10 protein-coding genes are annotated in these 12,424 nt (G+C 72.9%); 1 reads left to right on the top strand and 9 read right to left on the bottom strand.

Going from position 1 to position 12,424, the window contains the following annotated elements:
- Positions 1 to 29 precede the first annotated feature (29 nt).
- A complete protein-coding gene (locus HFV08_RS23420) occupies positions 30 to 344 on the top strand; it encodes a hypothetical protein (protein ID WP_168542119.1) in 315 nt (104 codons plus the stop codon).
- A gap of 117 nt (positions 345 to 461) precedes the next feature.
- On the opposite strand, the gene HFV08_RS23425 is transcribed toward HFV08_RS23420, so the two are convergent.
- The 9 genes from HFV08_RS23425 to HFV08_RS23470 form a co-directional block, all read right to left on the bottom strand.
- The gene (locus tag HFV08_RS23425) at positions 462 to 2,144 is read right to left on the bottom strand and encodes an FAD-dependent oxidoreductase (protein WP_168542121.1); all 1,683 of its coding nucleotides are present in this window, start codon (positions 2,142 to 2,144) and stop codon (positions 462 to 464) included.
- 136 nt (positions 2,145 to 2,280) lie between these two features.
- Positions 2,281 to 3,240, bottom strand: a complete 960-nt coding sequence (locus tag HFV08_RS23430) for an AurF N-oxygenase family protein (RefSeq protein ID WP_168542123.1) — start codon at positions 3,238 to 3,240, stop codon at positions 2,281 to 2,283.
- Between the two features lie 47 nt (positions 3,241 to 3,287).
- Positions 3,288 to 4,817 (bottom strand): flavin-containing monooxygenase, encoded by a 1,530-nt coding sequence (locus HFV08_RS23435; RefSeq protein WP_168542125.1) that lies wholly within the window; start codon positions 4,815 to 4,817, stop codon positions 3,288 to 3,290.
- Between the two features lie 307 nt (positions 4,818 to 5,124).
- The gene (locus HFV08_RS23440; protein ID WP_168542127.1) at positions 5,125 to 5,817 is read right to left on the bottom strand and encodes a TetR/AcrR family transcriptional regulator; all 693 of its coding nucleotides are present in this window, start codon (positions 5,815 to 5,817) and stop codon (positions 5,125 to 5,127) included.
- Between the two features lie 414 nt (positions 5,818 to 6,231).
- Entirely contained in the window at positions 6,232 to 7,395 is a 1,164-nt protein-coding gene (locus HFV08_RS23450) for a pyridoxal phosphate-dependent aminotransferase (RefSeq protein WP_168542129.1), read from the bottom strand.
- Between the two features lie 69 nt (positions 7,396 to 7,464).
- Complete coding sequence (locus tag HFV08_RS23455; protein WP_168542131.1) at positions 7,465 to 9,264, bottom strand: ABC transporter ATP-binding protein; 1,800 nt, start codon at positions 9,262 to 9,264, stop codon at positions 7,465 to 7,467.
- Positions 9,261 to 11,183, bottom strand: a complete 1,923-nt coding sequence (locus HFV08_RS23460; RefSeq protein ID WP_168542133.1) for an ABC transporter ATP-binding protein — start codon at positions 11,181 to 11,183, stop codon at positions 9,261 to 9,263. The genes HFV08_RS23455 and HFV08_RS23460 overlap by 4 nt, the downstream gene beginning before the upstream one ends.
- Before the next feature lie 30 nt (positions 11,184 to 11,213).
- Positions 11,214 to 11,615: a VOC family protein gene (locus HFV08_RS23465; protein WP_168542135.1), complete on the bottom strand. Its 402-nt coding sequence runs from the start codon at positions 11,613 to 11,615 to the stop codon at positions 11,214 to 11,216.
- The gene (locus HFV08_RS23470) at positions 11,602 to 12,405 is read right to left on the bottom strand and encodes a phosphosulfolactate synthase (RefSeq protein ID WP_168542137.1); all 804 of its coding nucleotides are present in this window, start codon (positions 12,403 to 12,405) and stop codon (positions 11,602 to 11,604) included. The genes HFV08_RS23465 and HFV08_RS23470 overlap by 14 nt, the downstream gene beginning before the upstream one ends.
- Between the last annotated feature and the right edge of the window lie 19 nt (positions 12,406 to 12,424).

Below are 12,424 nucleotides of genomic sequence, written 5' to 3' on the forward strand. Positions count from 1 at the left end.
CCCCCACCGACCGGCCGCTCCCCGAGACGATGACCCAGCACCAGGAACCCGAACGCACCCCCGACGGCCACTTCGTGGTCATCCGCGGCCGCCGCTGGCGGGCCACGGACCCCGCCGTGCCCGAGGACGCGGCGGCCCGGCTCCGTTCCCACCTGATGGCCGCGCGGTCCGCCGTCGGGGTGGCGAAGCGCCGCGGTGACGAGGCGGCGGAGCGCTCGGCCCGCGCTCGTGTGCACCGGGCGAAGGTCGCGCTGGGGGAGCGGGGCACCCCGCCGTGGTGGGAGCAGAACGAGGCCGAACGCAGGCGCCGTTGGGAGGACGGGCTGCGGGGCCTCGACAGCTGAGGGACTGAGGGGCTGAGGGACTGAGGGACGCCTGCGGGGCGGCGGGCGCGGACGGGGTGTAGGGCGGCCCGGATCGCCTACCGCTTTCCGTCCCGTTCCGTGTTCCGTGCTCCTCCGTCAGCTCTTCGCGCCCCGCGCCCCCCGCCCCTCCCGAAGAGAGAGCAGCGGCAGCCGGCGCCGTGGAGCGCGTTCCCCGGGGGTGCGTCGGCGGGCGGCGGCGAGCAGGGCCGTGGTGTCGGTGAGTTTGACGCGGGGGCGGCCCTCGCGGTGGCCGTTATCGCGTTCGGCGCGGTCGATGGCCCGCCAGTCGGCCAGGCCGAGGGCGCCCGGAGTGGCGCGTACCGGTCCGCGGAGCCCCGGGGCCTCGGGCAGACGCCCGGCGGTGAAGTCGTCGAGGAGGGCGGCCACGGTCTCCTGGGCGCAGGTCTTGTTGGTGCCGATGAACCCGCTGGGGCCGCGCTTGATCCACCCGGCCACGTACACCCCGGGGGCCACCCGGCCGCCCTGGTGCGGGACCGTGCCGCTCGCCTCGTCGAAGGGGAGCCCGGGCACCGGCAGGCCCCGGTAGCCGACCGCCCGGAGGACGAGAGAGGCGTCGAGGACCTCCCGCTCGCCGGTCGGGACCGCGCGTACCGTGCCGTCCTCCCCGGTGTGCAGCCGGGTGCGGGCGATCTCCAGGCCGGTCACCCGGTCCTCGCCGAGGATCCGGGCGGGGGCGGTGAGGAAGCGCAGGACGATGCGGCGGCGGCCCGGTACGGGCCTGCGGGCGGCGAGTCCGGCGAGGACGCGGGCCTTGGCGGAGTCTCCCGCGAGTGCTTCTCCGGGCGCGCCCTCGACCAGGACGTCGACCCCGTCCAGGGCGGCCAGCGCGAGGAGTTCGGGCAGGGTGAAGGAGGCCTGCCCGGGTCCCCGGCGGCCGAGGACCACCACCTCGCGGATCCCGCTCGCGCGCAGGGCGGTGAGCGCCTCGTCGGAGATGTCGGTACGGGCCAGTTCCTCGGGGTCGGCGGTCAGCACCCGGGCCACGTCCAGGGCCACATTGCCGTTGCCGACCACCACCGCGCGCTCGCCGGTCAGGCGGTGCCCGGCCCCGGCGCGGTCGGGGTGGCCGTTGTACCAGGCCACGAAGTCGGTGGCGCAGACGCTGCCGGGCAGGTCCTCGCCGGGGATGCCGAGCCGCCGGTCGCCGGAGGCGCCGACCGCGTAGACCACGGCGTGGTAGTCGCGGACCAGGTCCTCGTGGTCCAGGTCCCGGCCGACCTCCACGTTGAGCCGGTAGCCGAAGCCGGGCTGCCCCTCGATGGCCCGGAACAGCTCGGTGACCTTCTTGGTGTCCTGGTGGTCGGGGGCCACCCCGGCGCGCACCAGACCGTACGGGGTGGGCAGCCGGTCGAGGACGTCCACCGACACCCCCTGGTTCTTGAGCAGTTCGTCGGCCGTGTAGAGGCCGGCCGGTCCCGCGCCGACCACCGCCACCCGCAGCCCGGTGCGCGGGAGTTCGGCCTGCCGGGCGACCAGGGCCATCGGGGTCCGCCGCGGCTCCGGATCGTCGGCGTAGTAGGCGGCGTTGAGGTCGAGGAAGGGCTGCTCGGTCTCGGTCAGCGCGGTGTGCGGCTTCAGCGCGTCCACCGGGCAGGCGGTGGCGCAGGCGCCGCAGTCGACACAGGAGCGCGGGTCGACGTACAGCATCTCCGCCTCGGCGAAACCGGGTTCGCCGGGCGCCGGGTGGATGCAGTTGACCGGGCAGGCCAGGACGCAGGAGGCGTCGGCGCAGCAGGACCGGGTGACGACGTAGGGCATGAGGCTTCCCGGTGGCTCGGGCGGGGACGGGCGAAGACGGGCGAAGACGGAGGCAATCAGGCCGACGTGTTCGGAGACGTGCGGACGAAGCCGGGCTCGGTCGGGCGCGGACGGGTCGAGGTGCTCGGTCGGGGAATCAGGCGGACAGCGCCGGGGGTTCGCCGCGGAAGCGGGAGGGGCGGCCGTCGATGCGCAGCGCCTTCCAGATCCGGCGCGAGACCGGGTTCATCAGGCCGCTGTCCTCGGCGAGCATCCGTACGTCGCTGAAGAGGTCGCGCAGCATCTTGCGGCCCTCGGGGCTCTTCCAGAAGATCTCCCGGATCACCCGGCGGGGCACGCCCATCTGGCGCGTGACCCGCTTGTCCGGGATGGCGATGACATCGCCGAGGGCGCGCATCACGAGCGGGAAGGCGAGGGAGAGCAAGCCCCTGCGGAAGGCGCCCAGTCGAGGGGTCTTGGTGCGCAGGAACTCGTGCGCGAAGGAGATGTGGCGGGCCTCCTCGGCGACATGGATCTGCATGATCCGCTGGAGTAGCGGGTGCGCGGGGCCGCCGGAGCGCAGGATCGCCTTCTGGATGTGGTCGATGGGCTCCTCACCGGCGAGGACCCCGGTGAAGAAGACCTCGGGCCACAGCGAACCGGCCAGCGGCAGGAAGCGGCTGACCACCCGGAAGGCGGGGCGCCCGCCGGGGACGTCGCAGCCGGAGCGGTTGACGAACTCCTGGAACATCTGGGTGTGATGGGTCTCCTCGGTGCACTCGTGGGTGAGGTACCGGAACTCCGCCCGCCCGTTGGGCAGGTTGAAGAGGTAGTCCATCGCGCCCCGGATGAGCACGTTCTCGAACTGCATGCCGACCCTGGCGACATTGGCCATCCGGATCAGGCCGATCTCGGCCTGCCGCTCCACGGGCAGATCGCGGTACCAGGGGTGGCGGCCCAGCGGGTCGGCTTCGGGAAGGACCCAGCGGGGGTCCTTCTTGTCCACGGCCCAGTCCGGGTTGTCCCAGTCGATGTCGGTGAAGGCGTCGAAGTGGGTGTGCACCGAGCCCTCGGACAGGGTCCTCAGCACATCCTCGTACGTCTGCTGCCTGGTCATCGGCGGTCCTCGGCTTCCTTCGCGGGTGGGCGGGCGGCGGGCCGTGCTCAGGCCACGCGGGCGGTGCTGTCCGCCTGCGCGGACCTCGGCTCCCCGCCCGCGGGGGCGGCTCCCGGCCGGGAGCCGAAGCGCAGGGCGGGGTCGGCGATCGGGGAGCGGCTCAGGGCCCGCCGGTCGCGGTAGTAGTTGTTGAGGATCTTCCACGGGGCGCGGGTGCCCTGCCGCGGCATCACGGCGTCCCCGCGCTGGATGTAGCCGGAGTTGAGCGAGTCGCCCATCGCGGACTCCGCGGCCCGGTCGGACTCGGTCGCGACCGCGGTGACCTGCTCGTGGCCCTGCTCGCGCATGTACGTGAGCAGCCGGGCCACATAGTCGGCCGCCATGTCCGCCTTCAGCGTCCAGGAGGCGTTGGTGTACCCGAGGATGATCGCCAGGTTCGGGATGCCGTCGAGCAGCACCCCCTTGTAGATCACGTGGTCGCGGGTGGCGATGGGCCGCCCGTCCACCTCCAGCGCGGCGCCGCCGGCGAGCTGCACCCGCAGACCGGTGGCGGTGACGATGACGTCCGCCTCGATCTCCTCGCCGGACTTCAGGCGGATGCCCTTCTCGGTGAAGGTCTCGATGTGGTCGGTGGCCACCGAGGCGCGGCCGCTGCGCAGCGTCTTGAACAGGTCGCCGCTCGGCACCACGCACAGCCGCTGGTCCCAGGGCTTGTACGAGGGCGTGAAGTGCCGCATGTCGATGTTCGGGCCCAACTGCGCCCGTACACCGGCGAGCAGCACCTTGCGCATCAGCCGGGGCGCCTTGCGGCAGGCCGCGTACAGACCGCGCTGCAGGGCGATGTTGCGCCGCCGCCCGAGGTCGTAGACCAGCTTGGCCGGGACGCGCAGCTTGCGCAGCACCACCGAGACCGGGTCGTGGGTGGGCAGCGTCATGATGTACGTGGGCGAGCGCTGGACCATGGTGACGTGCGCCGCCTCCTCCGCCATCGCGGGCACCAGCGTGATGGCGGTGGCGCCGCTGCCGATGACGACCACGCGCTTGCCCCGGTAGTCCAGGTCCTCGGGCCAGTGCTGCGGGTGCACCACGGTCCCGGTGAAGCGCTCCTCGCCGGGGAACTCGGGGCGGAAGCCCTCGTCGTAGTCGTAGTAGCCGGTGGCGTTGACCAGGAAGCGGCAGGTGTGCAGCTCGCTCTCGCCGGTGGCCTCGTCGTGGGCCTCCACCGTCCACAGCCCGTCCTCGCTCGACCAGGACGCCCGTACGGCCCGCCGCCCGAAGCGGATGTGCTCGACGACGCCGTGCTCCCCGGCCGTCTCCTGCACGTACTCCCGGATGCCGGGGCCGTCGGCGAGGATCTTGGTGCCGTGCCAGGCGCGGAAGCGGTAGCCGAAGGTGTACATGTCCGAGTCCGAGCGGACCCCCGGGTAGCGGAAGAGGTCCCAGGTGCCGCCGATGCGGTCCCTGCGCTCCAGGATCGTGTAGGACAACCCCGGGTCGGCCTCGGCCAGATGGCAGGCCGCGCTGATGCCGGACAGCCCCGCGCCGAGGATCATCACGTCGACGTGCTGCTGCTTCATGTACTGCTCCTCTGGTCCTTCGTGCGATGCGGCCGGTACGGCACGGGTGTCCCGGCGGTGCTCGCCGGGCGGGGCCACCGGGCCCTGACCGCGGCCGGGCCCCCGGGGCGCGGCACCGGGCGGTGCTCCGGGGCGGTGTTCTGGATCGGCGGTCGGCCGACAAGTTAGTGTTACCCGAGGTAGCACTAAAGTACCTGCGACATCCTGTTTCAGATATCGCTCGGCTGTGTGAGCTGGGTCACGCGAGGGCGGGGGAGAGTCCCGGCGCCGAAGGTGCCCGGACGGGGAGCGTGGGAGGGGCGGCGGCTCAGTCGCCCAGGAGTGCGGACACCCGCTGATCCGGGGCCAGTTGGACGCCGAGCGCCCGCAGATTGCCGTCCAGCACCGCCCAGACCGAGCGGGTGAGGAACTCGGCGAGCGGCGCCGAGGCAGCCGTGTCCGGCCTGCCCGCCAGCCAGTTGTCGACGGTGGCGTCCACGAAGCCGACGAGGCCGGAGGCGAGCGGCACGGCGAGACCCGCGTCGTCCTTGCCGAGGGCGCGCAGCACCGCCTTGAAGACCGTGCCCGCGCGGTGCGCGATCACCGCCTTGGTGCCCTCGGTGTCGGGCGACCTGCCGCCGTGCTCCCCGGCCGAGAGGAAGGCGTACCGCTGCGGATGCGCGGCGATCCAGCCCAGATAGGCGTCCACCGAGCGGCGGATCGCGCACAGGACGGTGCCGTCGGGCTCCAGCGTCGGGCCCAGTTCGGCGAGCAGTGAGTCGAGGGCGCGCCTGCGGATCCGGCCGTCGAGGTCGGCGCGGTCCCGGAAGTGCCGGTACACGGCGGAGCGCGGTGCGCCGATCCGCTCCGCGATGCGCCGGACCCCGACCTCGGGCCCCTCCTCGTCGATGGCCGCGAGGGCCGCGTCCAGGATCTCGCCCCGCCGCCGGGCGCGGTGCGCCTCCCACCGGGTCGACCGCCCGTCGGCCCCGCTCCGCGGCGTCTGATCGGGCTCCTCCACCGGGGCAGCATATCCGCGTACGGAACAGGGGAACCGGGCCCGTCCGCGGCCTCGGACCTCCGGCGTATCGCCGCCGGGACCTCCGGTGGCTACGCGCAGCAGACCAACGGCCTGCGCGCGCACAACGCCCCGGACATCCCGCAAACCGAGTACCAGGCGCTGCCGGGGGCCGACGTACTCAGCCTGCACGCGCCGTCCCTGCCCGAGTCCCACCACCTCATCGACGCCGCGGAATTGGCCGCCCTGCCCCCGGAGCCGTCCTGGTCGACACGGCCCGGGGCGCCCTCGTCGACACCGCCGCGCTGACCGAACTGGAGCGCTACGCCGCGGGCCTGCCCCCGCTGGCGCCGGTGACACCGGGTGCCTTCGCGGTCCAGGCGTAGGCGCCCCCGGAGCGAGGAGGGAGCGGCGGGATCAGTCGCGCAGGGTCTTCAGCCGCTCGGTGGCCTCGCGCAGCACGCCGTCCTGTTTGCAGAACGCGAAACGCACCAGGCCCCGACCGGTGCCGGGATCGTCGTAGAAGACGGAGTGCGGTACCGCCACCACCCCGCACCGCTCCGGCAGCCGCAGGCAGAAGGTGACGTCGTCCTCCTCGCCCAGGGGCCCGATGTCCGCGGTGACGAAGTAGGTGCCCTGGGGCCGGTACACCGTGAAGCCAGCCTCCTCCAGACCGGCCGACAGGATCTCCTTCTTGCGGCGCAGGTCCTCGCGCAGGGCGGAGAAGTGGGTGCCGGGCAGGCGCAGCGCCTCGGCCACCGCGTGCTGGAAGGGCCCCGAACTGACGAAGGTCAGATACTGCTTCGCCGTCCGGACGGCGCTCACCAGTGCGGCGCTGCCGGTCACCCAGCCGACCTTCCAGCCGGTGAAGGAGAAGGTCTTGCCCGCGGAGGAGATCGAGACGGTCCGCTCCCGCATCCCGGGGAAGGAGATCAGCGGATGGTGGGCGCCCTCGAAGACGAGGTGTTCGTAGACCTCGTCGGTGACCACCAGCAGGTCGTGGGCGACCGCCAGTTCGGCGACGGCGCTCGCCTCGGCGCGGGTGAGGACCGTGCCGGTCGGGTTGTGGGGCGAGTTCAGGAGCAGCAGCCGGGTGCGGGGCGTGAGGGCGTCCCGGAGGGCGTCGAGGTCGGGGCGGAAGTCCGGCGCCCGGAGCGGAAGGGGGACATGGCGGGCCCCCGCCATGGCGATACAGGCCGTGTACGAGTCGTAGTAGGGCTCGAAGGCGATCACCTCGTCGCCCGGTTCCAGGAGGGCGAGCATCGAGGCGGCGACCGCCTCGGTGGCCCCCGCGGTGACCAGGACCTCGGTGTCCGGGTCGAAACACGTTCCGTAGAAGCGTGCTTGGTGCGCGGCGACCGCCTCGCGCAGCTCCGGTACACCGGGGCCGGGCGGGTACTGGTTGCCGCGGCCGTCGCGCAGCGCGCGGACGGCCGCCTCGCGGATCTCCTCCGGCCCGTCGGTGTCGGGGAACCCCTGGCCCAGATTGATCGCTCCCGTGCGCTGTGCCAGGGCGGACATCTCGGCGAAGATCGTGGTGCCGAGTCCGTCGAGCCTGCGGTTGAGCAAGGGCCTTTTCATGGTGACTTCCCGCTTCGTCGATACCTGCCGGGGGCCCCGCCGCGCGGCGGGCAGGGCCGGATTCCAAGGTCAGCGGCCGCCCTTCTCGCGGTAACCGGCTTCCTGCATCCGGTACATCGAGGCATAGCTGCCGTCCTTCGCCATGAGGTCCGCGTGGCTGCCCTGTTCGACGATGCTTCCCCGGGAGAGGACGACGATCAGATCGGCCATGCGCACCGTGGAGAAGCGATGGGTGACCATCAGGGTCACGGTGCCGTGCCGGGCGCCGGTGACCCGGGCCAGACGGGCCTGGCGCCGGTGGAGTTCGTACTCGCTGCGGGCGTCGAGCGAGGCCGTCGGTTCGTCCAGGACGCACAGCAGCGGGGCCCGCCGCATGCCCGCCCGGCTCAGCGCGAGGCGCTGCCACTGACCGCCGGACAGCTCCTCCCCTCCGAACTCGCTGCCCAGCTGGGTCTCCAGGCCCGCGGGCAGCGCGGACACGAACTCCCGGGCGCCGCCCGCGGTGAGCGCCTCGGTGATCCGCTCCCGGTCGTCCAGGGCCGACAGCTCACCGGCTCCCACCGCCTCGCGGGCGAGGAAGGCGAAGCGGGCGTGGTCCTGGAAGCCCGCGGTGATCTTCGCCCACCAGGCCGGTGCCGGTATCCGCCCGAGCGGCACCGCGTCCACCAGGATGCTCCCCCCGGTGGGTTCGTACAGCCCGCACAGCAGCTTGACCAGACTCGTCTTGCCCGCTCCGTGCTCACCGACGAGCGCCACCGTGGCGCCCGCGGGAAGCAGGAGGTCGATGTCGCGCAGCACCGGGGCCTTGCTGCCCGGATACCCGAAGGAGAGGCCGCGCAGGGCGATCCCTTCCCGCAGGGCGCTGGGAGGCGGGAGACGGGTGCCACCGCTGCCGGGGGGACGGCCGCTGCCGACGCGTGTCAAGTAGCAGTAGGACTCCAGCAGATGGACGCCGTCCGCCGCCTGGCGCAGCGTGGCCATGGTCCCCTCCGCCTGGGTGCGCAGCGTCGTGGTCAGGGTGAGCAGGACGAGTACGTCGGCGGGCGCCAGGTCGCCCGCGCCGACCGACCGCACCAACAGGAGCAGGGCGAGGGTGTTGCCGGCGGCGAAGACCGCCCAGCCGGTGACCGACAGCCCGGCCGCGCGCCACTGGGCCCTCTCCTGGCCGGTCAGCAGCGCGGTCCACGCCCCATGTGCCCTGGCCCGCAGGGTCTCGTGGGCGCCCGCGATCCGGATCTCCATACCGGGCGCCGGCTCGGTGAGCAGGTGGTGGAGGTGTTCGGCGAGCCGGGCGTGCGGCGCGGTCCTCTTCAGGGCACCGCGTATGTGGTGCTGCCCCCGGCGGGAGAGCAGCAGCGCGGGCACCAGCCCGGCGGCGACGGCGAGCAGCGGCGGGGCGATGAACGCCATCACGACGAGGACCGCCGTCAGCCGGGTGAGCGCGGAGAGGACCTCCACCGAGAGCCAGGCGGAACGGGCGATGACGTCGCCTCCGCCTCTGACCAGGTCGACGTGGTCGGCGTACTCGGGCTGTTCGAGCCGGGCCAGGTCCTCCAGGCCCGCGACGAGCGCGAGGACACGGCTGTTCAGCTCCAGTCCGGTGGACTCGGCGAGCAGATAGACGAGGTTGGTACGGGCGCTGACTCCGGCGGTGCTCAACGACCAGCACACGGCCGCCACCAGCGCGCCGGGGACCGCCCCCGGATAGTGGTGGGCAAGCGCCTGGTGGACGAACGACCGCAGCGCCAGGGCGAATCCGGCGACGGCGGCGATGTCGAGGGCGGTGACGCCGAGATAGGCCAGGACCAGCGCACGGCGGGACCGCCAGCCTTCCCGGAACAGCTCCGCGAGGACGGACAGGCGGTTCACGGATGCGCCTCCGGAGCCGGTCCGGGTACGAAGGGAAGATCCCCCGGCGGGTCCGCTTCGTCTTCGGTGAACCTCCGCGCCTGCAGGGTGAACATCTCGGCGTAGCGGCCGCCGAGCGCCATCAACTCCTCGTGGGTGCCCGATTCCGCGACCCTCCCCGCGTCGAGGAGGACGATCCGGTCCGCCCGGCGGACGGTGGCCAGGCGGTGGGAGATGAGCAGGACGCTCGCGTCCCGTGCCCGGTCGCCGATACGGGAGAAGAGCTCCAGCTCGGCGCGGATGTCCAGATGGGCGGTCGGCTCGTCGAGGATGAGCAGGCGCGCCCCGTGCGAGACGGCGTAGAGGGCCCGGGCGAGGGCGATGCGCTGCCACTGCCCGCCGGAGAGGTCGATTCCGTGCGGGTAGCCGCGGGCCAGGGGAGTCTCCCAGCCCAGCGGGGCCGCGGCCACCAGGTCCTCGGTTCCGGCTTCCCGGGCGGCCCGGTCCAGGGCCTCGGTGCTCGGCCGGTGCCCGGGCGCGCCGAGCGTCACATTGTCGGACAGCGGCAGCTCGTAGTGCACGAATTCCTGGAGGACCACGGACACCCGCGCGCGCCAGGCGCTCGGGGCGATCTCTTCCAGGGGGACGCCGTCCACGGTGATCCGTCCGGTCGTCGGTGCCAGCAGGCCGGTCAGGAGCTTGGTGAAGGTGCTCTTTCCCGCCCCGTTGACGCCCACCAGCGCCACCGTGGCCCCGGGTTCGATCTCCAGGTCGAGTCCGTCGAGGACCCGGCGCGCGGAGCCGGGGTAGGCGAAGCCGACCGACTCGAACCGGATCCGGGGGGCGCCCGCGGCGGGCGCCCCGCTCGCGAGCCCGCCCGAGGGGTACGGGTCCGCGTCGGCGAGGAGGGCCTCCAGACGGTCCACCGCCCGCAGCGCCGGCAGGCCCGCGAACTGCACGTCGTAGGAGTCGGCGTCCCAGCGGCTGACGCTCAGCACCGCCCAGAACATGCCCAGGTGGAGGGCGAATTCGCCCGGAGGCAGCCGGTCGCCCGCGGCGGCGAGGACGCCGAGGCCGAGCGCCGCGACGGGCGCCAGGACCAGTACCGCGCCGCCGAGCCGGCGCAGGAGCCGGAGCCGGACGCGCGCGACCCGGTCCGTACGGGCGGCCAGTACCTCGCGGAACCGGCCGATCGCCCAGGCGGACAGCCCGAAGACGCGGACCTCCTTCGCCGACCAGGAGGAGGCGGCCACCTCGGCCCAGTACTCCGCCCGCCGGGTGGCGGGCGCGAAGCCGCGGATCACCGCGTGCTGCTCCATCCAGTCCCGGCCGGTCGCGGCGCGCACCCCCATGGCCGCAGCCAGCGCCAGCAGCGCCAGGGGCCAGGAGAAGCAGGCGAGTACGAGGGCGGCGCAGCAGGCGCCGACGGTGCGGGTGCTGATCACGACCTGTCCCACCGCGCTGGTGCCGAAGGTGTAGGAGACCCAGCCGGGGAGCCCTTTGAGAGGGGCCGCCTGATCGAGTTCCTGCCGGACCGCGGGGTCGTCCAGGTGCCCGATGCCGCTGGGCGCGCCCATCAGGTCCGCCAGCCGCAGGCGGTGCCATCGGTCGATGCGGCGTGCGGCGCTGAACTTGACCGCACCGGCCAGGATTTCGGCGCTCTGCGACGCCAGCAGGGTGACGCACAGCGCGAGCGTGAGGCGGGTCAGCCCGCCGGTGTCCCGCGGGGAGGTCACCAGGTGCTGCACCAGAAGCCCGGTGAACAGGCCCACGGCGACGGGTGACAGGGCCCGTGCGAGATTCACCGCCCAGACCGCGGCCGCGAGGGGCCGGCCGGCCGAGCGCACCGAGGCGGCAAGTCGCCGCCGGAGACGCATCTCCGACCGCCGGGCCGCCGCGGACTCCCGCATCGGCCGCAGGCGAGCGGCCACAGCGTTCATCTGCGCATCCCTACTCTTCGTGGGGGCGGATCAGTACATCATCCGGGGGTCCCGGTAGTGCTTGAACTCCAGGAGGTTGTCGGTGGGATCGCGCAGGACCAGGGTGGTGTGCTCCTCGACCGTGCCCTCGAAGCGCAGCCGCGCCGCCTGGAAGACCGGGACCTTGCGGATCTCCACGAGGCGCAGCAGGTTGTCGAAGTCGGCGCGCTCGCGGAAGGTGATCCCGAAGTGCCGCGGATACAGGCGGGGTTCGGTGACCGGGGTCTCGGGCGCGAGATGGCAGACGACCTGGTCGCCGAAGAAGTCCAGGGTGATGCGGTCCTCGTAGCGGCGTGCGACGGGGCAGCCCAGCTGCCGCCAGTAGAAGTGGGCGGCTTCGTCCAGGTCGCGGGCGGGGATGGCCAGATGGAACGCGTCCCTACCGGTCCTCATAGGTGTCCTCCGGTGCGTGCTTGTGGAGCAGGTCGTCGAGCAGCGTGTCCGCGCGCAGTCCGAGGCGGAGCGTCTCCACCGCGGCGAGATCGCGGGGTGCGATGTTGCCGAGGTTGGCCTCCGGGCCCACCCGGCGGATGAAGTAGGTCTGCAGGGCCTTGTTCGGCGCCTCGAACACCAGCTTCTCGGTGTCGAATCCGGCCCGCAGGATGTCTTCGATCAGGCCGATGCGGAGCTGCCCGTCAGGCCGGCAGATGCCGCTCGACCCGCTCTCGCGCGCTTCGAGGATCACGCGTGAGGCGCCCGCCGAGAGGTCGTCGCGGATGGCGTCGATCCACTGGCTGGGGGAGAGCAGTTCGGAGCGGGGCTGGTCCTTGAAGCCCACCTCGGAGATCACGGTGAACTCGGCGGCCAGCTTCTCGATGAACTCCGCCTTGCGGGACGCGGAGAGGTCGATGGTGCCGTTGGACACCTCGACGTAGGGGCACTCGTGGGCGCGGCAGAGTGCGACGAAGCCCTCGGCCCGGTCCTGGGAGACGAACTTCTCGAACAGGGTCCCGCCGAACATGTACGGGATCCCGAGGCCGTTCAGCACGGCGGTCTTGCGGCTCAGCCGCGGGGTCACCAGGGCGGTGCCCCAGCCGAATTTGACGAGGTCCACGAGATGGCCGAAGTCGGCCATCGTGTCCTCGAACAGGCGCGAGGGCAGGCCGTTGTCGATGACCATCGTCAACCCGCGGGTGCGCGGCCTGTCCTGGCGGGCAGGGAGCTGAAGCGTGTGCGAGAACATCTGACCTCCAGGGGAACGG

Source organism: Streptomyces physcomitrii, assembly GCF_012273655.1.
Lineage (GTDB): Bacteria > Actinomycetota > Actinomycetes > Streptomycetales > Streptomycetaceae > Streptomyces > Streptomyces physcomitrii.

What these genes read in the sequence shown, in the direction of transcription:
- HFV08_RS23450 (WP_168542129.1), bottom strand. Translation starts at nt 7,395, where the DNA reads ATGAAAAGGCCCTTGCTCAACCGCAGGCTCGACGGACTCGGCACCACG.
- HFV08_RS23465 (WP_168542135.1), bottom strand. Translation starts at nt 11,615, where the DNA reads ATGAGGACCGGTAGGGACGCGTTCCATCTGGCCATCCCCGCCCGCGAC.
- HFV08_RS23470 (WP_168542137.1), bottom strand. Translation starts at nt 12,405, where the DNA reads ATGTTCTCGCACACGCTTCAGCTCCCTGCCCGCCAGGACAGGCCGCGC.
- HFV08_RS23430 (WP_168542123.1), bottom strand. Translation starts at nt 3,240, where the DNA reads ATGACCAGGCAGCAGACGTACGAGGATGTGCTGAGGACCCTGTCCGAG.
- HFV08_RS23420 (WP_168542119.1), top strand. Translation starts at nt 30, where the DNA reads ATGACCCAGCACCAGGAACCCGAACGCACCCCCGACGGCCACTTCGTG.
- HFV08_RS23460 (WP_168542133.1), bottom strand. Translation starts at nt 11,183, where the DNA reads ATGAACGCTGTGGCCGCTCGCCTGCGGCCGATGCGGGAGTCCGCGGCG.
- HFV08_RS23435 (WP_168542125.1), bottom strand. Translation starts at nt 4,817, where the DNA reads ATGAAGCAGCAGCACGTCGACGTGATGATCCTCGGCGCGGGGCTGTCC.
- HFV08_RS23425 (WP_168542121.1), bottom strand. Translation starts at nt 2,144, where the DNA reads ATGCCCTACGTCGTCACCCGGTCCTGCTGCGCCGACGCCTCCTGCGTC.